The organism is Streptomyces sp. NPDC002853, assembly GCF_053591915.1.
In genome coordinates this window covers 320,512-341,286 of the sequence record NZ_JBSFUS010000010.1, presented here as the reverse complement: position 1 = coordinate 341,286, position 20,775 = coordinate 320,512, and the positions used below count along the sequence as shown (strand labels likewise).

The following is a 20,775-nucleotide window of genomic DNA, read 5'->3' as shown; positions in this document are numbered from 1 at the left end:
TGGTGTGCCGACCGCACTCGGTGCAGGCCTGCCGATAACGACGATTGCAGGAGTGATTCGCGTGGATCGTGTCGCGCTGCGCGGCCTCAAGGCCCGTGGACACCACGGCGTCTTTCCGCGGGAACGCGAAGAGGGCCAGACCTTCATCGTGGACCTGGTTCTTGGCCTGGACACCCGTGCGGCCGCCGCCGACGACGACCTGGCGAAGACCGTGCACTACGGCGTCGTGGCCGAGGAGGTCGTGGCCGCCGTCGAAGGCGACCCGGTGGACCTCATCGAGACCCTCGCCGAGCGCATCGCACAGACGTGTCTGAAGCACGAAGGAGTCCTGGAGGTCGAGGTGTGCGTCCACAAACCGGACGCCCCGATCACCGTCCCCTTCGACGACGTGACCGTCACCATCACCCGGAGCCGAGTATGACCGCGTTTTCCACGCAAGGGCAGAGCGACCCGACCGTCCAGCCGGTGCCCACCGCCGTCGTGGAGCAGGTCGACGCCGCCGACACCACCCTCTCCAACCCCAAACGCGCCGTGATCTCCCTCGGCAGCAATCTCGGCAACCGCCTGGAGACGCTGCAGGGCGCCGTCGACGCCCTGGAGGACACCCCCGGCCTGCGCGTCAAGGCCGTCTCCCCGGTGTACGAGACGGAGCCCTGGGGCGTCGACCCCGGCACCCAGCCGTCGTACTTCAACGCGGTGGTCGTGGTGAAGACGACCCTGCCGCCCTCCTCGCTCCTGGAGCGGGCGCACGCCATCGAGGAGGCCTTCCACCGCGTACGCGACGAGCGCTGGGCCGCCCGCACGATCGACGTCGACATCGTGGCGTACGCGGACGTCGTCTCGGACGACCCCGACCTCACGCTCCCCCACCCGCGCGCGCACGAACGTGCCTTCGTGCTGGCCCCCTGGCACGACGTGGAGCCCGAGGCCCAGCTGGCCGGACGTGGCGAAGTGGCCGACCTGCTCTCCAAGGTCACCCGCGAAGGCGTCACGCCCCGTGTCGACCTGGAACTCCGCCTGCCCGAGTAATCGTTAGGGTCTATCGGACCCGCACGATCGAGATCGACAAGAAGCTCGACAAGAAGCGGTCCGTACGACGATGAAGGGTCATCCGTGAAGCAGCTGCGCATCAGGACACTGATCGGCCTCTTCCTGGTGGCCGGCGTGCTGTCCTGGGCGGGCGCCCGGCTGTGGGACTCCGTGGGCACCCTCCCGCGGGTCCCGCTGGCCGCGCCCATCGTGCTCGCGGTGATCGCCGCGGTCCTGCTGGCCACGGCCCTCTCCCTGCGCGCCCGGCTGCGCGCACAGCGCGAGCGGCGCCCCGGAGCCAAGGGCGTCGAGCCGATGATGGCCGCCCGCGCGGTCGTCTTCGGCCAGGCGAGCGCCCTGGTGGCTGCCCTGGTCGCCGGGATGTACGGCGGCACGGGCGCCTTCCTCCTGGAGTATCTGGACGTCCCGTCCCGCCGCGACCAGGCGATCTACGCCGGCCTCTCCCTGGTGGCCGGCATCGCGGTCATAGCGGCCGCCTTCTTCCTGGAGCGCGTCTGCAGGCTCCCGGAGGACGACGACGAAACGGGCGGAACGGCCGCGGCCGCCTGACCTTCCGCTAGCGCGCCATGATGAGGCTCATCGCCTCATTGCGCGTCGCCGGGTCGCGCAGCTGCCCGCGCACCGCCGAGGTGATCGTCTTGGCGCCGGGCTTGCGCACCCCGCGCATGGTCATGCACATGTGCTCGCACTCGACGACCACGATGACGCCGCGCGGCTCCAGGATCTCCATCAGTGAGTCGGCGACCTGCGTGGTCAGCCGCTCCTGGACCTGCGGACGGCGTGCGTACACGTCCACGAGGCGGGCGAGCTTCGACAGGCCGGTGATCTTGCCGTCGGAGGACGGGATGTAGCCGACGTGCGCGACACCGTGGAACGGGACCAGGTGATGCTCACACGAGCTCTGCACCTCGATGTCCTTCACCAGGACCATCTCGTCGTGGCCGAGGTCGAACGTCGTCGTCAGGACGTCCTCCGCCTTGAGCCACAGGCCGCCGAATATCTCCTTGTACGCGCGTGCCACACGGCCCGGCGTCTCCCTGAGGCCCTCGCGGTCCGGGTCCTCCCCGACCGCGATCAGCAGCTCACGCACGGCGTTCTCGGCCCGCTTCTCGTCGAAAACGCCGATCGTGCCCTCGCCGTCAAGCGTCACGGGGTCGGTCATCTGTGCCTCGTTCCTTGCGTTCCATGCGTCACTGCGTACGAAAGCGCTGCCGCGTACGAAAAGCTGCGCCCCCCAGGCTAGAACCAGGGGGGCGCAGCTTCCATTCCGGGCCTGTTGAGGCGACCGGGGGGATCAGCCTTCGGGGCGATCCTCCTTGGTCACGTCGATCGGCGTCTCCGTCGGGCCGGCGGTCACCGCGGGCGTGGCGCCGTTCGCACCGTTCGTCAGTGACAGCTCCCGGGGGGAGAGCACCGGCGGGCGGGTCGAGGGCGTGCGCCGCGAGGAACCGGTCCACGCCGGGCGGGCCGGGCGCTTCACGATGCCGGCGAAGACCTCGGCGATCTGCTCCTTGTTCAGCGTCTCCTTCTCGAGGAGCTGCAGAACCAGGTTGTCGAGAACGTCGCGGTTCTCGACCAGGATCTCCCAGGCTTCGTTGTGCGCGGTCTCGATGAGCTTCTTGACCTCTTCGTCGACCAGCGCCGCGACCTCTTCCGAGTAGTCGCGCGGGTGACCCATCTCGCGGCCCAGGAACGGCTCGGTGTTGTCGCCACCGAACTTGATCGCGCCGAGCCGCTCGGTCATGCCGTACTGCGTGACCATGGCCCGTGCGGTCGCGGTGGCCTTCTCGATGTCGTTCGCCGCGCCCGTCGTCGGGTCGTGGAAGACGAGCTCCTCGGCCGCGCGCCCGCCCAGCATGTACGCCAACTGGTCGAGCATTTCGTTGCGCGTGGTCGAGTACTTGTCCTCGTCCGGCAGGACCATCGTGTAACCGAGGGCTCTGCCGCGCGACAGGATCGTGATCTTGTGGACCGGGTCCGAGTTGGGAGATGCCGCCGCGACCAGGGCGTGTCCGCCCTCGTGGTACGCGGTGATCTTCTTCTCCTTGTCGGACATGATCCGCGTCCGCTTCTGCGGACCGGCCACGACACGGTCGATCGCCTCGTCGAGCGAGTGGTTGTCGATCAGCTTCTTGTCGCCGCGCGCCGTGAGGAGCGCCGCTTCGTTCAGCACGTTCGACAGGTCGGCGCCGGTGAAGCCCGGCGTACGCCGTGCCACCGCACCCAGGTCGACGTCCGGGGCGACCGGCTTGCCCTTCTGGTGAACCTTGAGGATCTCCAGACGGCCCTGCATGTCCGGACGGTCGACCGCGATCTGACGGTCGAAACGGCCGGGGCGAAGCAGCGCCGGGTCGAGGATGTCGGGGCGGTTCGTGGCGGCGATCAGGATGACGCCGCCCTTCACGTCGAAGCCGTCCATCTCGACGAGCAGCTGGTTAAGGGTCTGCTCGCGCTCGTCGTGACCGCCGCCCATACCGGCACCGCGGTGCCGGCCGACGGCGTCGATCTCGTCGACGAAGACGATCGCCGGGGCGTTCGCCTTGGCCTGCTCGAAGAGGTCACGCACACGCGAGGCACCCACACCGACGAACATCTCGACGAAGTCGGAACCGGAGATCGAGTAGAAGGGAACGCCGGCCTCGCCCGCGACGGCGCGCGCGAGGAGCGTCTTGCCCGTACCAGGCGGCCCGTACAGGAGCACGCCCTTGGGGATCTTGGCTCCGACGGCCTGGAACTTCGCAGGCTCCTGGAGGAATTCCTTGATCTCGTGGAGTTCCTCGACGGCCTCGTCCGAGCCGGCGACGTCGGAGAACGTCGTCTTCGGGGTGTCCTTGGTGATCAGCTTGGCCTTGGACTTCCCGAACTGCATGACCCGGGAGCCGCCGCCCTGCATCTGATTCATCAGGAACAGGAAGACGACGACGATGAGTACGAAGGGGAGCAGGGAGAGCAGGATGCCGACGAACGGGTTCTGCTTCGACTCCGAGACGGTGTAACCGTCCGGGATCTTCTTGTCCTCGAACTTCTCCTGCAAGGTGTTGGCGATGGCGACGCCTTGGTCGCCGATGTAGCTCGCCTGGATCTTGCTGCTGTCCTTGACCTTCTGGCCGTCCTTGAGCTCGACCTTGATGGTCCGCTCGTCACCGGTCGTGAGCTTGGCGGATTCGACCTTGTCGTCGTTGATCGCCTGCACAACCTGGCCGGTGTCCACCGTCTTGTAGCCGCCGGACGAACCGACGACCTGCATCAACACGACCACGGCAAGGACGGCCAGCACGATCCACATGACTGGCCCACGGAAGTATCGCTTCACGTCCATCCATACGGAGCGATGACGCCCCGTCCCTCCTGCCATAGTGAGTTTGATAAAGACTGTTCTTCGGACGGTACCCCAGCATTGTCACCCGAAGCCGCACGGGACGGCTGACAAACCCGTCTTCGCATGCTTCAACGCGGGGAAACGGGTGAGGGTTCCCGGCCGCCTCCGACGAGTTGGCCGGGAGAGGGCCGGGAGGCCCGGTGATCAGCCGCCGTAGACGTGCGGGGCAAGGGTGCCGACGAACGGCAGATTGCGGTACTTCTCCGCGTAGTCCAGGCCGTACCCGATGACGAACTCGTTCGGGATGTCGAAGCCGACCCACTCCACGTCGATCGCGACCTTGGCCGCCTCGGGCTTGCGGAGCAGCGTGCACACCTTCAGCGACGCGGGCTCGCGCGAGCCGAGGTTGGAGAGCAGCCAGGACAGCGTCAGACCGGAGTCGATGATGTCCTCGACGATCAGGACGTGCTTGCCCTTGATGTCGGTGTCCAGGTCCTTGAGGATCCGCACGACACCGGAGGACTGGGTGCCCGCGCCGTACGACGACACGGCCATCCAGTCCATGGTGAGCGGGGTGGACAGCGCACGCGCCAGGTCCGCCATGACCATCACCGCGCCCTTGAGCACACCGACGATCAGCAGGTCCTTGCCCTCGTACTCCGCGTCGATCTTCGCGGCCAGCTCTGCCAGCTTCGCGTCGATCTCTTCCTTGGTGATGAGCACCGACTGAAGGTCGGTGCCCATGTCTTTCGCGTCCACCCGCATCACTTTCGGTCGTCCGTCACACCGGCTGTGCGAAGCCCAGGGGCCTCTCGGTCAACAGCCTTGCCGGATGACCAGTCTGCCACCCTGGCGCTGGGCGACGACTTTGCCCGGGAGATTGATGGCTCCCTGGCCGCGCCAGCCCGTGATCAGCCGGTCGACCTCTTCGAGGTGCCGGGCGAACAGCGCACCGGCCGGGGCGCCCGCCTCGATGGCGGCGCGGCGGACGATGCGGCGGCGCACGGCGGGCGGCAGGGCGTAGAGCTTGGCGCACTCCAGGAGTCCCGCGGCGTCGCGCACGGAAGCTTCCGCCTGTGCGGCCCAGTGGTCCAAGGCGTCGGCGTCATCCCGGGACAACTGGGCCGTACGGGCGAGTGCTTCCACGACGCCCTTGCCGAGGGCCTTCTCCAGGGCGGGCAGGCCCTCGTGCCGCAGCCGCGAGCGTGTGTAGGCGGGGTCGGTGTTGTGCGGGTCGTCCCACACGGGCAGCGACTGGACCATGCAGGCCTTGCGGGCGGTCTGCCGGTCGATGTGCAGGAAGGGGCGGCGGTAGCGGCGGTCGGCCCCCGGGCCGCCCGACACGGCCGCCATCCCGGACAGGGAGCGGATGCCGGAGCCGCGGGCGAGCCCGAGCAGGACGGTCTCCGCCTGGTCGTCGCGGGTGTGGCCGAGCAGGATCGCGGCGGCGCCGTGGCGCTCGGCGACGGCGTCGAGCGCGCCGTATCTCGCGTCGCGGGCCGCGGCTTCCGGGCCGCCGTCCCTGCCGACGTCGACGGCGACGGACTCGATCGGGTCGAGGCCGAGTGCGGTGAGCCGCGAGACGACTTCGGCGGCGCGCAGATCCGACCCGTCCTGCAGTCCGTGGTCGACGGTGACGCCACCGGCGCGGATGCCGAGCTTGGGGGCCTCGAAGGCGAGGGCGGACGCGAGCGCCATGGAGTCGGCGCCGCCGGAGCAGGCGACAAGCACGAGTGGCGACGTGGCCGGCTCGTGTGGAGGGTGGGGGTGAGCGGGGCGCGGGGGGACGAGCTCGGGCGTGCGCTGTGCGTCGGGGCGCCTCTGGTCGCGGCGCCGGGTGTCGGTGCGCTGTACGTCGGTGCGCTGTACGTCGGTCAGTACGTCGTGGAGTACGCGGCGAACCGCCAGGCGTATCGCCGCGACCGCAGGATGGGGACCCATGTCCGGTTCCCTTCATGAAGTTCGGGGGTGAGCCTCGGACCTGTCGCTGAGGACCACACTCGGGAGATCGGGCCTCAGGCAGATCCCCAGAGGTTAGTCACTCAGAGTGTGTCGATGGTGACAGAGCCGAGCCGTTCCCCGAGCATTGCACGCCTACCCATGGCTCACGGTCCCTCGGACGGGTGATTGCAGGGGCGTTCACGTGCCATCGGCCGCAACTCGCTCCCCTGCTGTCCTCACTCTCCCTTACGGTGCACCCGCGCGACCCAGTCCGCGGGTTTGGCGATCTCCGACTTGGTGGGCAGCGTGTTCGGCGAAGTCCAGACCCGGTTGAAGCCGTCCATTCCGACCTCGCCGACGACCGCGCGCACGAAACGCTCGCCGTCGCGGTATTGGCGCAATTTCGCGTCGAGGCCGAGGAGCTTGCGCAGGGCTTGGTCAAGGCGGCTCGCCCCGCGCGCCCTGCGCTGCTGGAATTTCTCCCGGATCTCGGCGACGGAGGGCACCACGTCCGGCCCGACTCCGTCCATCACGAAGTCCGCGTGGCCCTCGAGGAGCGACATGACCGCCGTGAGCCGGGCGAGGATCTCGCGCTGGGCGGGGGTCTGGACCAGCTCCACGATGGAGCGGCCCCCGTCGTCCTCCTCGCCCTCGGGGCGGCCGCCCGCGAGGGACTGGGCCGCTTCCCTGATGCGTTCCAGGACCGTCATCGGGTCGACCTCGGTCTCCGAGAGGAACGCCTGGATCTCGCCTTCGAGGTGGTCACGCAGCCAGGGCACGGCCGAGAACTGGGTGCGGTGCGTTTCCTCGTGCAGGCACACCCAGAGCCTGAAGTCATGGGGGTCCACGTCGAGTTCGCGCTCGACGTGCACGATGTTCGGGGCCACGAGGAGGAGCCTGCCGCCGCCGTGCTCCCCCGCGGGGAGGTCGCGGGTGGCCGGGGCGAAGGTCTCGTACTGCCCGAGGACGCGTGAGGCGAGGAAGGAGAGCAGCATGCCCAGCTCCACGCCGGTGACCTTGCCGCCGACCGCACCGAGCACGGCGCCCGGACCGCCGGAGCGACGGTCCTGCATCTTGTCCAGGAGGGGCTTGAGGATCTCCCGGAAACCGGCGACGTTCGCCTTGATCCAGCCGGCTCGGTCGACGACGAGCACCGGGGTGTCGTGAATGTCCTCCGTGCCCATCCGGGTGAAGGCCCGGACGTGCTCCTCCGAGGACTTCGCATGCTTCCGGAGCTCGGCGACGATGGCCCGTGCCTCGTCCCGGCTCACTTCTGGACCCGGCCGCACGAGCCGGGTCGCGGTCGCCACCGCGAGATTCCAGTCGACCATCTCCGCACCACCGATGCTCGTCATGCGTCAACGGTACGTGGTCGTGTCCGCCTGCGGAGGGGGTTGAACCCCGAGATTGCCCCACTCCGCGCCCGTAGGGGTCAACGAGGCGTGGCCAGCATCAGCGGCAACCGCACTTCGCCACCGCTGATGCCATCTCGTCCAGTGCCGCCTGGGCAGCCTTGGGGTCCGTCGTGCCTGTCGTCATGAAGGCGAAGACCAGGAGGCGGCCCTCCCTGTCGACGACCGTGCCCGCCAGGGTGTTCACGCCCGTCAGGGTGCCGGTCTTGGCGCGGACGACGCCGGTGCCCGGGGAGTCCTTGGGGTAGCGGTCCACCAGGGTGCCCGTGAAGCCCGCCACCGGCAGGCCCGTCACCACGGAGCGCAGTTCGGGGTGGGCGGGGTCGGCGGCGCGGGCCAGGAGCGCGGCGAGCAGCTCGGCCGAGCTGCGGTCGGCGCGGTCCAGGCCGCTGCCGTCGGCGAACTTCGTTCCGTCGAGCGGCAGCTGCGCCTTCTTGAGCTGCGCGTCGATCGCCCGGCCGGCGCCGTCGAAGCTCGCCGGCTCCTTCGAGGCGAGCGCCGTCTGGCGGGCCAGCGCCTCGGCGATGTCGTTGTCGCTGTGCGTCAGCATCCGCTCGACGAGCGCCGAGAGGGGCGGTGACTCGACCTTGGCCAGGGACTCGGCCCGGTCGCCCGCCTTGGACGGGCCGGGGTCCTTCTTGTCCTTCCCGACGGTGCCGGTCTCGATGCCCTCCTTCTCGAGGAGGCCGGCGAACTTCTTGGCCGCGTCGCCCGCCGGGTCGCCCGAGCGCGGGGCGGGGCCGCTGGAGGAGTCGTCGAGGCGGCCCTCGTCGGCCATCAGGGCGCTGACCAGGGTGAGGTTCTCGTTCGGGCCGATGGGGTGCTGCTGCTCCCCGCTGTAGAGCGAGGTGTCGTACGTCAGGGTCACTTTCTCGGTGCCGCGCTCCTTCAGGGCGCGGGCGGTGTCCTCGGCCAGCTCGCGCAGGCTGGCGGCGCTTCCCGAGAACGGGCCGTCCTTGCGTGCGGTGAGCGTGGGGTCGCCGCCGCCGACCAGGACGACCTCCTTGGAGTCCGGCTCGATGACCGTCTTCGTGGTGATGCGGTGGTCCGCTCCCGCCGAGGTCAGCGCCGCGACCGCCGTGGCGATCTTGGTGGTGGACGCGGGCGTCAGGGCCTCGCCGCCGCCCTTGCCGTAGACCCGCCGCCCGGTGCCCGCGTCGATCACGACCGCCGAGCGTTCGGGGCCCAGCGCCTTGGCCTTCAGGAGCGGATCGAGGACCCCGGCCACCGCCTTGCCGTCCGGAGCGGGCGCGGAGCCGCCGTGCGCGGAGCCGGCGGGCACTCCGAGGCCCTTGAGCACGGACGGGGCGCTCGGGGCGTCCGCGGGAGCCCGTCCGGACGTACGACCGCCGTGATCTGTGCCACCCCCGGCCTCCTGAGAAGCCGCCCAGTCCCGCTCGGCCGTACGCTGACCCGAGGAGTCCCAGGGGCCGGCCGCGGCCACGGCACCAGCCGCGATCGCGAGTCCGACAGTGGCCGCACCCGCCGTGAGCTGCAAGGTCTTGCGCTTCGCAGGAATCTTGAGAGCGGCGGAGATCTTGGGAGCCGACGGCTTGGGAAGCTGCTCCAGCAGCTTCCCGACCTGCTGCCGGGTCTGCTGCCAAGGCTTGAGCTCGGGCACGACGACCAGCCCCTTTCGCGATCACACATCTGCGTGAGGGACACTTAACCACCCGAAGTATGTGCTGATCATGGAGGAGCCACCCGTGGAGTTCGACGTCACCATCGAGATTCCGAAGGGTTCGCGGAACAAGTACGAGGTGGACCACGAGACCGGCCGGATCCGCTTGGACCGTCGCCTCTTCACGTCGACCAGCTACCCCGCGGACTACGGCTTCGTCGAGAACACCCTCGGCGAGGACGGTGACCCGCTGGACGCCCTCGTCATCCTGGACGAGCCGACCTTCCCGGGCTGTCTCATCAAGTGCCGCGCGATCGGCATGTTCCGGATGACCGACGAGGCGGGCGGCGACGACAAGCTGCTCTGCGTCCCGGCGTCAGACCCCCGTGTGGAGCACCTGCGCGACATCCACCACGTCTCCGAGTTCGACCGCCTGGAGATCCAGCACTTCTTCGAGGTCTACAAGGACCTGGAGCCCGGCAAGTCCGTCGAGGGCGCCGACTGGGTCGGCCGCGCGGACGCCGAGGCCGAGATCGAGAAGTCGTACAAGCGTGCGGAGGCCCAGGGTCACTGAGTGCCCCTGCCCCGCCTCTGACGGGCCGCGCGATCTTCACGAAGACCGCGCGGCCCGTTCGCGTATCTGTGCGCATACTGTTCGTACTGGAGGTGCACAAGGTACGTATGTGGGAGCGAGGCAGTGAAAGTGGCTGACCAGGAGGCCGAAGACCGCAAGCCACAGTCGGACGAGGCACGGAGTGCGTTCACTCAGCCCACCGGCGTGATGCAGCAGCCACCACCACCCGAGGACGAGTCGCAGACCACGTCCGAGTTCGCGATCCCGAACGGCTTCGCGACTCCCTCGACGACCACGCAGGAGACGGAGAAGTCGGCGTTCACCACGCCGCACACCTACAGCTCCCGCAACGCGCCGCCCGCGTTCACGCCCCCGCACGGCATACCCCTGGTGAAGCTCACCAAGGAGACGCCCTGGCAGGACCAGATGCGCACGATGCTGCGCATGCCGGTCGCCGAGCGGCCCACGCCGGAGGCCACGCAGAAGCACGAGGACGAGACCGGGCCCGCGGTGCCGCGTGTGCTCGACCTGACGCTGCGTATCGGCGAGCTGCTCCTCGCGGGCGGCGAGGGCGCCGAGGACGTGGAAGCGGCGATGTTCGCCGTCTGCCGCAGCTACGGCCTTGACCGCTGCGAGCCGACCGTCACGTTCACGCTGCTCTCGATCTCGCACCAGCCGTCCCTGGTGGAGGACCCGATCACCGCCTCCAGGACGGTGCGTCGCCGGGGCACCGACTACACCCGTCTCGCGGCCGTCTTCCAGCTGGTGGACGACATCAGCGACACGGACATCGACATCACCCTGGAAGAGGCCTACCGCCGTCTGGCGGCGATCCGGCGTAACCGTCACCCGTACCCCGGCTGGGCGCTCACGGCGGCCAGCGGGCTGCTCGCGGGTTCGGCCTCGGTGCTCGTCGGCGGTGGCGCGCTGGTCTTCCTGGTCGCGGCGTTCGGCGCGATGCTCGGTGACCGGCTCGCCTGGCTGTGCGCGGGCCGCGGCCTTCCGGAGTTCTACCAGTTCGTGGGCGCCGCGATGCCGCCCGCGGCGATGGGCGTCACGCTCAGCCTCGTGCACTCCCAGGAGGTCAACGCCTCCGCTGTGATCACCGGTGGCCTCTTCGCGCTGATCCCCGGAAGAGCCCTGGTCGCGGGTGTTCAGGACGGCCTGACCGGCTACTACATCACGGCGGCCGCCCGCCTGCTAGAGGTCTGCTATCTCGTCGTGGGCATCGTCTGCGGCGTCCTGCTCGTCCTGTCGCTCGGCGTGATGCTCGACGCGACGAGCCTGCAGCCGGAGACGGCGTTCGTGGCGACCGACTCGCGCCCGGTGATCCAGATCCTGGCGTCGATGGCGCTGAGTCTCGCCTTCGCGATACTGCTCCAGCAGGAACGTCACACCGTGCTCATCGTGACCCTCAACGGCGGTATCGCCTGGGTCATGTACGGCGCGCTCGCGCAGACCTCGATCGCGCTCTCGCCGGTGGCCGCGACGGCCGTCGCGGCCGGGCTCGTGGGTCTGTTCGGCCAGCTCTTCTCGCGGTACCGCTTCGCTTCCTCGCTGCCGTACGTCACCGCGGCCATCGGCCCGCTGCTGCCCGGTAGCGCCACGTACTTCGGTCTGCTGGCGCTCGCGCAGAACGACATGAACACGGGCATCAACTCGCTCACCAAGGCGGCGGCGACGGCACTGGCCATCGCGATCGGCGTGAACCTGGGGAGCGAGGTCTCGCGGATGATCCTCAAGATCCCGGGCGCCACCACCGCGGCGAACCGCCGGGCGGCCAAGCGGACCCGAGGCTTCTGACCCCGGGTCCCGGCGTCCGTCCTACCGCTTGGCGTGCCGGCCGCGGGAGGCCGGGGCCGCGCCGGGGGTCTCGCCCCCGGCTGCCGCGGCCTTCTTGGACTTGCTGCGGGCCCGCAGGAACTCGATCGCGATCGGCACCACCGAGATCAGGACGATCAGGATGAGGATCGCCTCGATGTTCTTGTGCACGAAGTCGATCTTGCCGAGCCAGGCGCCGAGCATCGTGACACCGGCACCCCACAGGATGCCGCCGATGATGTTGAACGTGATGAACGAGCGGTACCGCATGCCGCTGACGCCGGCGATGATCGGCGTGAACGTCCGCACGATGGGCACGAAGCGGGCCAGGACCAGCGACTTCGGGCCGTACTTCTCGAAGAACTCGTGCGCCTTGACCACGTTCTCCTGCTTGAACAGCTTGGAGTCCGGGCGGTTGAAGAGCGCGGGGCCGACCTTCTTGCCGAAGAGGTAGCCCGCCTGGTCGCCGAGGATCGCGGCGATGCAGATGAGGACGATGCAGAGCCAGAGCGGGAAGTCGAGCTGCTTCGTCGTGATCAGCAGACCCGTCGTGAACAGCAGCGAGTCACCCGGCAGGAAGAAGCCGATGAGCAGGCCCGACTCGGCGAAGACGATCGCGAGCAGACCCCAGACCCCGAACGTGTTCAGGAGGTAATCCGGGTCCAGCCAGCTTGGTCCGAGCGCAAGCGTCGTCACGGTTCGGGGCTCCTGTGGGTGAGAGGGCGATGCGGCGGGGGGGATGGCCGCCCAAAGCTATCAACGCGAGGTGACGTGCCCAGGTTCCAGTGTTCTCCCCAGGGTGCACTGTGCGTGTTCCGGGGCAAAGCTGTGTGCCATGGGTATCGAAGACTTCGGCGGTGGCACCGACCCGCTCTCCGACGTACTGGTCGTGACGACGAACGACGTACCGGGCTACCGCGTACAACAGGTTATCGGTGAGGTCTTCGGCCTCACCGTTCGCTCCCGGCACTTGGGCAGCCAGATCGGCGCCGGTCTCAAGTCCATGATCGGAGGCGAGTTGAAGGGACTCACGAAAACGCTGGTGGAGACCCGGAACCAGGCCATGGAGCGCCTCATCGAGCAGGCACGCGCGCGTGGCGCCAACGCGGTCCTGATGATGCGCTTCGACGTGACCGAGGCCGCGGACGTGGGCACCGAGGTGTGCGCCTACGGCACGGCAGCCGTGATCACCAAGGAAGCCTGAGAGAAGACGGGTAAGGGGCGCCCACCCATGGTGGACGCCCCTTACCCGCTCTCCCCGTACCCGCTCCCGCTCCCGCTCCCCGCTCAGCTGTTGCGCGCCGCGTTCGCCGAAATCGCGTCCCGCATGTAGACGGCGAGCCCGGGCCGGATCGCCTCGTAGGTGGCCGTGAACCGCTCGTCCGTCACGTACATCTCGCCGAGGCAGGTGTGGATCTCGTGCGAGCAGTCGTAGTGGAAACGGCAGATGGAGCCGCGGTGTTCCTCCGCGACGTCCATCGCCTCCCGGGAGTCCGCGGGCAGGCCCCGGGCGAGCGCGTCGGCCATGCGCGCGTGCACCGCGTCGAACGTGTCGTTGATCCGCTGCCAGTCCTCCTTGGTGTACGAGGCGGCCCTGCGCTGCGACTCCTTGTAGCCGTCGGTGTCGCCCCAGCGCCGCTCGACCTCCTCCGCGTACTGCTCGGGGTCGTGGTCCCCGAAGACCTCGAACTTCTCCTCGGGAGTGAGGTTGATGCCCATCTTCTTCGCCTCCATGGCGTTCTCGACGGCGGCGGCCATCTCCTGGAGTCTGGTGATCCGGGCGGTCAGCAGCTCGTGCTGGCGGCGCAGGTGCGCACGCGGGTCCGTGTCCGGGTCGTCCAGAAGGGCCGCCACCTCGTCGAGGGGGAAGCCGAGCTCCCGGTAGAACAGGATCTGCTGCAGCCGGTCCAGGTCGCCGTCGTCGTAGCGCCGGTGGCCCGCGTGGCTGCGCTCGCCGGGTGCGAGCAGACCGATCTCGTCGTAGTGGTGCAGCGTGCGCACCGTCACTCCGGCGAAACCGGCGACCTGTCCCACGGAATAGCTCACGTGGCTCATGGCTTGCGCCCCTCTCTCGGTACACGCCTCAGCCTGGATCCTCACGCCACGTGAGGTGCAAGTGCAGACCCCGGCAACCGCCCATATCCTCGCCAGAAGGGACACGAAAGGCACGCCAGAGAACCTCACGGCCCCGAGGAGACCGCCATGCCGCTCCACCGCAGCGAGGACCCGGACGGTGACTCCAAGGGGCGCACCCTCGCGGTGAACCCCTTCTACGGAGAGGCGAACCCGGTCAGCGGCATGACCGAGGCCCCGCCCAAGCACCGCCTCCCCGACGGGCCGCTGCCTCCCACGACGGCATACCAGCTGGTGCACGACGAGCTGATGCTGGACGGCAACTCGCGCCTGAACCTCGCGACCTTCGTCACGACGTGGATGGAGCCGCAGGCCGGCGTCCTGATGGGCGAGTGCCGGGACAAGAACATGATCGACAAGGACGAGTACCCGCACACCGCCGAGCTGGAGCGGCGCTGCGTGGCCATGCTCGCCGACCTGTGGCACGCGCCGGACCCCTCGCTCGCCGTCGGCTGCTCGACGACCGGGTCGAGCGAGGCGTGCATGCTGGCCGGGATGGCGCTCAAGCGCCGCTGGGCCAAGGACAAGCGGAACAGCGACCGCTACCCGTCCCGCACCGCGCGCCCGAACCTGGTCATGGGCGTCAACGTCCAGGTCTGCTGGGACAAGTTCTGCAACTTCTGGGAGGTCGAGGCGCGCCAGGTCCCCATGGAGGGCGACCGTTTCCACCTCGACCCGGAGGCCGCAGCCGAGCTCTGCGACGAGAACACGATCGGCGTGGTGGCCGTGCTCGGCTCCACCTTCGACGGGTCGTACGAGCCGGTGGCCGAGCTCTGCGCGGCCCTGGACGACCTCCAGGAGCGCACCGGCCTCGACATCCCCGTGCACGTCGACGGGGCGTCGGGCGCGATGGTGGCGCCCTTCCTCGACGAAGACCTGGAGTGGGACTTCCGGCTGCCGAGAGTGGCGTCCATCAACACGTCGGGCCACAAGTACGGCCTGGTCTATCCGGGCGTCGGCTGGGCGCTGTGGCGGGACGCGGAGGCGCTTCCGGAGGAGCTGGTGTTCCGGGTGAACTACCTCGGCGGTGACATGCCGACGTTCGCGCTGAACTTCTCCCGGCCGGGCGCGCAGGTCGCCGCGCAGTACTACACCTTCCTGCGCCTGGGCCGCGAGGGCTACCGCGCGGTCCAGCAGGCGGCCAGGGACGTCGCCCGCGGCCTCGCGGAACGTGTCGAGGCGCTCGGCGACTTCCGGCTGATCACGCGCGGCGACCAGCTGCCGGTGTTCGCCTTCACGACGTCGGACGACGTGAAGGCGTACGACGTCTTCGACGTGTCCCGGCGGCTTCGCGAGCGCGGCTGGCTGGTCCCCGCGTACACCTTCCCGGCCCACCGCGAGGATCTGGCGGTCCTGCGCGTGGTCTGCCGCAACGGCTTCACGGCCGACCTCGCGGAGCTCTTCCTGGAGGATCTGCGCAGCCTGCTGCCCGAACTGCGGCGCCAGCCGCATCCCTTCACCCGGGACAGGGACGCGGCGACGGGCTTCCACCACTAGCGCCCTTCTGACGCTACTTGCTGAGGCCGCCGAACCTGCGCACCGCGAGCGGCATGAACACCCCCACGAGGACCACGGGCCACACCACCGCGAGCAGTCCCGCGTGCTCGGCGGCCCATGAAGTGCCCACGACGCCGGGGTCGTTGCCGAACAGGTCGCGGACCGCCGTGGCCGTCGCCGACATCGGGTTCCACTCGACCGTCGCGCCGAGCCAGCCCGGCATGTTCTGCGGAACCGTGAAGGCGTTGGAGAGGAACCCGACCGGCCAGACCAGGATCTGCACGGCCATGACCAGCTCCGGCTTGCCCGCGACCATCGCCAGGTGGATGCCGATCCAGAGCATCGCGAACCGCAGCAGGAGCAGCAGCCCGACCGCGCCGAGCGCCGCCCCGAAGGAGCCGTGCCAGCGCCAGCCGATCGCGAGGCCGACGCCGATCATGACGAGCAGCGAGGCGAACGACTGCAGCATGTCCGCGACCGAACGGCCGACAAGCACCGCGCCGTTGGTCATCGGCATGGACCGGAAGCGGTCGATCACGCCCTTGTTGAGGTCCTGGGTGACGGCGACCATGGTCGCGTCCAGGCCGAAGGCCATGGTCAGTGCGAACATGCCGGGCACCAGGAACTCGGCGTAGTCGCCCGCGATGCCCTTCCCGCCGCCGATCAGGTAGTTGAACATCAGCAGCAGCATCACCGGGAAGACCAGGCCGACGAGCACCTGCACGGGCTGGCGCGCCCAGTGCGCGAGTTCGCGCCGCGTCATGGTCCAGGAGTCGATCGCGGCCCATCGGACGGGCGAGGAGCCCGCCCCCGGCGTACGGCTGATCGTCGTCGTGCTCACACGGTCTCCTTCGTACGTTCCTGGCCGCCGGTCGTGCGCTCCTGATCGTCCGCCCGGCCCGTCAGGCGCAGGAACACCTCGTCCAGGGTCGGCCTGCGCACCGCGATGTCCTCGGCCTCGACACCGGCCTCGCGCAGGGCCTGTACGACGCCGGTGAGCGCCTCCATGCGGTCGGCGACCGGGGCACTGGCGAGGCGGCGGTCGGCGTCCACGGTGGCGTCGCCGGGCAGGAGACCTGCCGCCAGCTCCAGTTGGGCCGCGTCGCGCACCACCACGTCGATGCGGTCGCCGCCCGTCTTCGACTTGAGCTCGTCCGCCGTGCCATCGGCGATGACCCGGCCCCGGTCGATCACCGAGATGCGGTGGGCGAGCTGGTCCGCCTCTTCGAGGTACTGCGTGGTGAGCAGCACCGTCGTGCCGCCGTCGACCAGTGAGCGCACCGCCTCCCAGACCTCCGTGCGTCCGCGGGGGTCGAGTCCGGTCGTCGGCTCGTCCAGGAACAGCACGTCGGGCTCCGTGATGAGCGAGGCCGCCAGGTCGAGGCGGCGCCGCATGCCGCCGCTGTACTGCTTGACCGCCTTGCGGCCGGTGTCCCCGAGCCCGAACCGCTCCAGGAGCTCGTCGGCCCGCACGCGCGCGTGGCGTGCGCCCAGGTGGTGGAGCCGCCCGAACATGTCCAGGTTCTGCCGGCCGCTCAACTCCTCGTCCAGGGCGGCATGCTGACCGAGCAGCCCGATGCGCCTGCGCACCTCGTCGGGACTGCGCCGCACGTCGTACCCGGCGACCTCCACCCGGCCCTCGTCCGCCCGCAGCAGCGTGGCGAGCACCCGCACCGCGGTGGTCTTGCCGGCGCCGTTCGGGCCGAGCACGCCGTGCACCGTGCCGCGCCCGACCGTCAGGTCAAGGCCGTCGAGCGCCCACTTCTCCCCGTACCGCTTCCGTGCGCCCTCGACAGTGATCGCGTCCGTCATCCGACTCCCTCCGAACCCCTGGCTCCCTGTAGTCAAACTTGACTACGAATCCAACGCGAGGGAAGGTATCCCCGAATCCCGAATTAGTCAAACTTGATCAGTGGTTGGATCGCCTGCGGCTCAGAGGTCGTCCCCCGCGTGCGGCTCCCCGGCCCCGAACGGGTTCTCCTCACCCTCGGCGAGGACGCCCACAAAGGGCTCCCCCTCCCCCGCGAACGTGTACGCCCCGCCCTCGATCCGTTCGATCAGTCCGCGTGTCCACTCCACGCCCCCGTCGGCCGTGTGGACCCAGAGGTTCATGATCTCGCCGATGTGCCCGAGCTGCTCCGGACCCTCCTCGGGCGTGTAGTACTCGGTCACGGACCTGCGCCACTCCTCGATGCCCGCCACCCGTTGCCTCAGCAGGTCGGCCGCCTCGGCACGGGGCAGGTCGACGATGAAGCCGAGCGCCGCGGAGAGCATGTCAGGCCGTTGGTCGTACGAGACGAGGTTCGACCGGAGCAGGTTCAGGAACTCCTCGGTGCCCGCCTCGGTGATCTCGTACTCCGTGCGCGGCGGGCCGCCTGCCGTCGAGGGGGCGATCTCGTGCGCGAGGAGCAGGCCTTGCTTGGCCATCTGCTTCAGCGCGTGGTAGATCGAGCCGGGCTTGGCGTTGGACCACTCGTGGGCGCCCCAGTACTCCAGGTCGTTGCGGACCTGATAGCCGTGGGCCCGTCCGTGCTGACGGACGGCGCCGAGGACAAGGAGTCGGATCGCCGACATCAAAGCCACCTCCTTCTAATCAATTTTGATTAGAGTAGCGGCATGGCCGAGACAATGATCCCTCTCCTGCCCTGCCATGAGCTCGACGAGACCCTTGATTTCTACAAGGCCGTCGGCTTCGAGGTCACCTTCTACCAAAAGGCCCCCAACGCGTTCGCCGTGGTGCGGCGCGACGACATGGAGCTCCAGTTCTTCCGCCTCAAGGGTTACGACCCGCAGGCCTCGTACAGCACCTGCTACGTCGTGACCGACCGCGTGGACGCCCTCCACGAGGCCTTCCGCACCGGGCTCAAACAGACCCTCGGCCGGATACCGACCCGCGGCCTGCCCCGGATCGGGACCGTGCGGGACATGAGCTACGGCGTCCGGCAGTTCCTGATGTCGGACCCGGCCGGCAACTGCGTACGCATCGGGCAGCCCATCGCCGAGTCCTTCGAGCACACGCCGGTACCGAGGGAGAGGTACGCGCGCGCCCTGCACCAGGCCATCCTCCTCGGCGAGTCCAAGCAGGACCACGCGGCCGCCCTCCGCGTCATCGACCGCGCCCTCGCCGCCGACGGCACCCCCACCCCCGACCAGCTGCGGGAGTTGCACGCCCTGCGGGCGGAGATGGCCGCACAGCTCGACGGCCCCTGACCGCAGGGTCTAGCCCCAGCTCTCCCCGCGCTCCAGGGCCACCAGCTCGAAGGCGGTCTTGCCGTCGAGGGTCTCGCGGATGATGTCGGCGTGGCCCGAGTGCCGGGCCATCTCGCTGATCAGGCGCAGCAGGACCCACCGCATCGACACGTCCTCCTTCGGGAACCACGGCTCGTCCGGAAGCGCGAAGGTCTCGTCGAGCGTGGGCCGGGAGCGGATGAACTCCTCCGTGCGCTCGGCTACTTGGCGCCAGTACGCGAGCGCGGAGTCGACCGTCTCGCCCTCGGTCAGGCGGAAGCACTCGTCCCAGTTCGCCTCGGTGCGCTCGATGGCGGGGGCGACACCCATGGCCCGCGAGATCCAGCTCTCCTCGACCTCCGCGACATGCTTGAGCAGCCCGGAGAGCGAGAGTTCACTGGCGCTCGGCTTCGTGGCCGCCTGCTCGTCGGTCAGGCCGAGCAGGGCCCGCCGGATGCCGCCGCGCTCCGCGTCGAGGAAGGCGAGCAGAGCGCCGCGCTCGTCGCCGGGGGCCTCTGCGTTGACGTGGGTGACCATGGGGTCCGCCTCTCTTGGAGGGCCAGGTGGAGCCTGCCGGGCTTTCCGACACCACGAACGTTACGGACCCTTGCGGTCAGGTTCTGTCCGCAAGGGTCCGCGAGTTCTCGGGTGGATCGGGTGGGTCGGGTGGATCAGGTGGCTCGTGGCCCGGGTGGCTCAGAAGGGGAACTGCGAGCGCCCGTGCTGCACCGAGATCCACTTCTGCGTCGTGAACGCCTCCACCGTCGAGTCGCCGTTCAGGCGGCCGACACCCGAGGCCTTCTCGCCGCCGAAGGGCACGATCGGCTCGTCGTGCACGGTGCCGTCGTTCACGTGGAACATGCCGCTGTCGATCCGCCGCGCGAACCGCACTCCGCGCTCGACGTCGGCGGTGTGAACGGCGCCGCTGAGCCCGTACGGGGAGTCGTTGGCGATGCGGACGGCCTCTTCCTCGCCGTCGAAGGGCATGAGCAGCGCCACCGGGCCGAAGATCTCCTGCCGCAGGGCGGGAGAGTCGGCCGGCAGGTCCGTCAGGACGGTGGGCGCCACCAGATTGCCCTCGGTGCGGCCGTGCAGCAGCGCCTTCGCGCCCGCCGCCACGGTCTGGTCGACGAGCTTCGTCACCGCTTCCGCCTGCGAGGAGTTGATCAGCGGGCCGATGTGGGTGGCCGGGTCCGCCGGGTCGCCGACGTTCAGCGAGGCGACCTTCGCGACGAACTTCGCGGTGAACTCCGCCTCCAGCGACCGGTCCACGAGGATGCGGTTGGCGGCCATGCAGACCTGGCCCTGGTGCACGAAGCGGCTGAAGACCGCCGCGTCCACGGCGTAGTCGATGTCCGCGTCGTCCAGGACGACCAGCGCGCTGTTGCCGCCGAGCTCCAGGATGGAACGCTTGAAGTGCGAGGCGCAGACCGTGGCGACATGGCGGCCCACGCGGTCCGAGCCGGTGAAGGAGATGACGCTCGGCACCGGGTGCTCGATGAACGCGTCGTTGATCTCGGCGATGTCGGTGATGACCACGTTCAGCACGCCGGCCGGCAGGCCCGCGTCCTCGAACACCTTCGCGAGGAGGCTGCCGCCCGTCACCGGAGCGTTCTGGTGGGGCTTGAGCACCACCGCGTTGCCGAGGGCCAGCGCGGGGGCGACGGTCTTGGTGGAGAGCAGGAGAGGGAAGTTGAACGGGCTGATGGCTCCGATCACACCCACCGGCTCGCGATAGAGGCGGTTCTCCTTGCCCTCGCCGGGCGACGGCAGGATGCGGCCCTCGGGCAACAGCGCGAAGTTCACCGCCTCGCGCAGGAACTCCTTGGTGAGGTGGAGCTCGAAGGCGGCCTTGAGCCGGGTGCCGCCCAGCTCGGCGACTATCGCCTCGGATATCTCTTCCTCACGGTCCTCGATGATGCGCAGGGCACGCTCGAGGACCGCGCGCCGGGCGTAAGGGCTGGTCGAGCCCCACTCCTTCTGCGCGCGCTCGGCCGCTCGGTAGGCCTGGTCCACTTCGTCGGCCGTCGCCACGGTGATCGACGCCAGCTTCTCCCCGTCGTACGGATTGAAGTCGATGATGTCCCAGGAGCCGGAACCGGCCTTCCACTCACCGTCGATGTACTGGTGAGCCAGGTCAGTGAAGAAGGACATGAGACCCCTTGCCGCAGACAGACGA

At 69.3% G+C, this 20,775-nt stretch carries 21 protein-coding genes; 8 read left to right on the top strand and 13 right to left on the bottom strand.

What is annotated here, in order from left to right:
- Positions 1-61 precede the first annotated feature (61 nt).
- The 3 genes from folB to ACWD02_RS28490 all read left to right on the top strand — a co-directional run bounded on the left by folB (position 62) and on the right by ACWD02_RS28490 (position 1,599).
- Positions 62-421: a dihydroneopterin aldolase gene (gene folB, locus ACWD02_RS28500; RefSeq protein WP_160506392.1), complete on the top strand. Its 360-nt coding sequence runs from the start codon at positions 62-64 to the stop codon at positions 419-421.
- The gene (folK, locus tag ACWD02_RS28495; RefSeq protein WP_451215249.1) at positions 418-1,029 is read left to right on the top strand and encodes a 2-amino-4-hydroxy-6-hydroxymethyldihydropteridine diphosphokinase; all 612 of its coding nucleotides are present in this window, start codon (positions 418-420) and stop codon (positions 1,027-1,029) included. Before folB ends, folK begins: the two co-directional genes overlap by 4 nt.
- A gap of 84 nt (positions 1,030-1,113) precedes the next feature.
- Positions 1,114-1,599 carry a DUF3180 domain-containing protein gene (locus tag ACWD02_RS28490; protein ID WP_451215248.1) on the top strand — a complete coding sequence of 162 codons (486 nt, stop codon included), beginning with the start codon at positions 1,114-1,116 and terminating at the stop codon, positions 1,597-1,599.
- A gap of 7 nt (positions 1,600-1,606) precedes the next feature.
- On the opposite strand, the gene folE is transcribed toward ACWD02_RS28490, so the two are convergent.
- From folE to dacB, 6 genes are all read right to left on the bottom strand, one after another.
- A complete protein-coding gene (gene folE / locus ACWD02_RS28485) occupies positions 1,607-2,212 on the bottom strand; it encodes a GTP cyclohydrolase I FolE (RefSeq protein WP_344522535.1) in 606 nt (201 codons plus the stop codon).
- 132 nt (positions 2,213-2,344) lie between these two features.
- Complete coding sequence (ftsH, locus tag ACWD02_RS28480; protein ID WP_363210592.1) at positions 2,345-4,369, bottom strand: ATP-dependent zinc metalloprotease FtsH; 2,025 nt, start codon at positions 4,367-4,369, stop codon at positions 2,345-2,347.
- 204 nt (positions 4,370-4,573) lie between these two features.
- Positions 4,574-5,134, bottom strand: a complete 561-nt coding sequence (gene hpt, locus ACWD02_RS28475) for a hypoxanthine phosphoribosyltransferase (RefSeq protein WP_451215247.1) — start codon at positions 5,132-5,134, stop codon at positions 4,574-4,576.
- Between the two features lie 51 nt (positions 5,135-5,185).
- Positions 5,186-6,310 carry a tRNA lysidine(34) synthetase TilS gene (gene tilS / locus ACWD02_RS28470; protein WP_451215246.1) on the bottom strand — a complete coding sequence of 375 codons (1,125 nt, stop codon included), beginning with the start codon at positions 6,308-6,310 and terminating at the stop codon, positions 5,186-5,188.
- A 236-nt stretch (positions 6,311-6,546) separates the two neighbouring features.
- Positions 6,547-7,665, bottom strand: coding sequence for a zinc-dependent metalloprotease (locus ACWD02_RS28465; RefSeq protein ID WP_365826079.1), 1,119 nt, complete (start codon positions 7,663-7,665; stop codon positions 6,547-6,549).
- 97 nt (positions 7,666-7,762) lie between these two features.
- Entirely contained in the window at positions 7,763-9,343 is a 1,581-nt protein-coding gene (gene dacB, locus ACWD02_RS28460; protein WP_451215245.1) for a D-alanyl-D-alanine carboxypeptidase/D-alanyl-D-alanine endopeptidase, read from the bottom strand.
- A gap of 85 nt (positions 9,344-9,428) precedes the next feature.
- Between dacB and ACWD02_RS28455 the strand changes: the two genes are divergently transcribed.
- Both ACWD02_RS28455 and ACWD02_RS28450 read left to right on the top strand, forming a co-directional pair.
- The gene (locus ACWD02_RS28455; protein WP_135330561.1) at positions 9,429-9,917 is read left to right on the top strand and encodes an inorganic diphosphatase; all 489 of its coding nucleotides are present in this window, start codon (positions 9,429-9,431) and stop codon (positions 9,915-9,917) included.
- Between the two features lie 129 nt (positions 9,918-10,046).
- Complete coding sequence (locus tag ACWD02_RS28450; RefSeq protein WP_451215244.1) at positions 10,047-11,720, top strand: threonine/serine ThrE exporter family protein; 1,674 nt, start codon at positions 10,047-10,049, stop codon at positions 11,718-11,720.
- 21 nt (positions 11,721-11,741) lie between these two features.
- Here ACWD02_RS28450 and ACWD02_RS28445 read toward each other — a convergent pair whose 3' ends face one another.
- On the bottom strand, positions 11,742-12,434 hold the full coding sequence (locus ACWD02_RS28445; protein WP_451215243.1) for a DedA family protein: 693 nt from the start codon (positions 12,432-12,434) through the stop codon (positions 11,742-11,744).
- A gap of 139 nt (positions 12,435-12,573) precedes the next feature.
- Between ACWD02_RS28445 and ACWD02_RS28440 the strand changes: the two genes are divergently transcribed.
- A complete protein-coding gene (locus ACWD02_RS28440; RefSeq protein ID WP_451215242.1) occupies positions 12,574-12,942 on the top strand; it encodes a YbjQ family protein in 369 nt (122 codons plus the stop codon).
- 83 nt (positions 12,943-13,025) lie between these two features.
- Here the strand turns inward: ACWD02_RS28440 and ACWD02_RS28435 are convergent, their stop codons facing one another.
- Complete coding sequence (locus ACWD02_RS28435; protein ID WP_451215355.1) at positions 13,026-13,784, bottom strand: MerR family transcriptional regulator; 759 nt, start codon at positions 13,782-13,784, stop codon at positions 13,026-13,028.
- A 156-nt stretch (positions 13,785-13,940) separates the two neighbouring features.
- Here ACWD02_RS28435 and ACWD02_RS28430 point away from each other — a divergent pair, with 156 nt between their 5' ends.
- On the top strand, positions 13,941-15,368 hold the full coding sequence (locus ACWD02_RS28430) for a glutamate decarboxylase (protein ID WP_451215241.1): 1,428 nt from the start codon (positions 13,941-13,943) through the stop codon (positions 15,366-15,368).
- 13 nt (positions 15,369-15,381) lie between these two features.
- Here ACWD02_RS28430 and ACWD02_RS28425 read toward each other — a convergent pair whose 3' ends face one another.
- From ACWD02_RS28425 to ACWD02_RS28415, 3 genes are all read right to left on the bottom strand, one after another.
- Positions 15,382-16,209, bottom strand: coding sequence for an ABC transporter permease (locus ACWD02_RS28425; RefSeq protein ID WP_451215240.1), 828 nt, complete (start codon positions 16,207-16,209; stop codon positions 15,382-15,384).
- A complete protein-coding gene (locus ACWD02_RS28420; protein ID WP_451215239.1) occupies positions 16,206-17,180 on the bottom strand; it encodes an ATP-binding cassette domain-containing protein in 975 nt (324 codons plus the stop codon). Before ACWD02_RS28420 ends, ACWD02_RS28425 begins: the two co-directional genes overlap by 4 nt.
- A gap of 120 nt (positions 17,181-17,300) precedes the next feature.
- Complete coding sequence (locus tag ACWD02_RS28415; protein ID WP_451215238.1) at positions 17,301-17,942, bottom strand: PadR family transcriptional regulator; 642 nt, start codon at positions 17,940-17,942, stop codon at positions 17,301-17,303.
- A 42-nt stretch (positions 17,943-17,984) separates the two neighbouring features.
- On the opposite strand from ACWD02_RS28415, the gene ACWD02_RS28410 reads away from it, so the two are divergent.
- Positions 17,985-18,578 carry a bleomycin resistance protein gene (locus ACWD02_RS28410; RefSeq protein WP_451215237.1) on the top strand — a complete coding sequence of 198 codons (594 nt, stop codon included), beginning with the start codon at positions 17,985-17,987 and terminating at the stop codon, positions 18,576-18,578.
- Positions 18,579-18,587: 9 nt separating this feature from the next.
- On the opposite strand, the gene ACWD02_RS28405 is transcribed toward ACWD02_RS28410, so the two are convergent.
- On the bottom strand, positions 18,588-19,133 hold the full coding sequence (locus ACWD02_RS28405; RefSeq protein WP_451215236.1) for a DinB family protein: 546 nt from the start codon (positions 19,131-19,133) through the stop codon (positions 18,588-18,590).
- A 159-nt stretch (positions 19,134-19,292) separates the two neighbouring features.
- Complete coding sequence (locus ACWD02_RS28400; RefSeq protein ID WP_451215235.1) at positions 19,293-20,750, bottom strand: aldehyde dehydrogenase family protein; 1,458 nt, start codon at positions 20,748-20,750, stop codon at positions 19,293-19,295.
- Positions 20,751-20,775 lie beyond the last annotated feature (25 nt).

Excerpts from the sequence above, each read along its gene's own strand:
- folK (WP_451215249.1), top strand. The coding sequence starts at position 418 with ATGACCGCGTTTTCCACGCAAGGGCAGAGCGACCCGACCGTCCAGCCG.
- folE (WP_344522535.1), bottom strand. The coding sequence starts at position 2,212 with ATGACCGACCCCGTGACGCTTGACGGCGAGGGCACGATCGGCGTTTTC.
- ftsH (WP_363210592.1), bottom strand. The coding sequence starts at position 4,369 with ATGGACGTGAAGCGATACTTCCGTGGGCCAGTCATGTGGATCGTGCTG.
- hpt (WP_451215247.1), bottom strand. The coding sequence starts at position 5,134 with ATGCGGGTGGACGCGAAAGACATGGGCACCGACCTTCAGTCGGTGCTC.
- tilS (WP_451215246.1), bottom strand. The coding sequence starts at position 6,310 with ATGGGTCCCCATCCTGCGGTCGCGGCGATACGCCTGGCGGTTCGCCGC.
- ACWD02_RS28465 (WP_365826079.1), bottom strand. The coding sequence starts at position 7,665 with ATGACGAGCATCGGTGGTGCGGAGATGGTCGACTGGAATCTCGCGGTG.
- ACWD02_RS28440 (WP_451215242.1), top strand. The coding sequence starts at position 12,574 with ATGGGTATCGAAGACTTCGGCGGTGGCACCGACCCGCTCTCCGACGTA.
- ACWD02_RS28430 (WP_451215241.1), top strand. The coding sequence starts at position 13,941 with ATGCCGCTCCACCGCAGCGAGGACCCGGACGGTGACTCCAAGGGGCGC.
- ACWD02_RS28420 (WP_451215239.1), bottom strand. The coding sequence starts at position 17,180 with ATGACGGACGCGATCACTGTCGAGGGCGCACGGAAGCGGTACGGGGAG.
- ACWD02_RS28415 (WP_451215238.1), bottom strand. The coding sequence starts at position 17,942 with ATGTCGGCGATCCGACTCCTTGTCCTCGGCGCCGTCCGTCAGCACGGA.
- ACWD02_RS28410 (WP_451215237.1), top strand. The coding sequence starts at position 17,985 with ATGGCCGAGACAATGATCCCTCTCCTGCCCTGCCATGAGCTCGACGAG.
- ACWD02_RS28405 (WP_451215236.1), bottom strand. The coding sequence starts at position 19,133 with ATGGTCACCCACGTCAACGCAGAGGCCCCCGGCGACGAGCGCGGCGCT.
- ACWD02_RS28400 (WP_451215235.1), bottom strand. The coding sequence starts at position 20,750 with ATGTCCTTCTTCACTGACCTGGCTCACCAGTACATCGACGGTGAGTGG.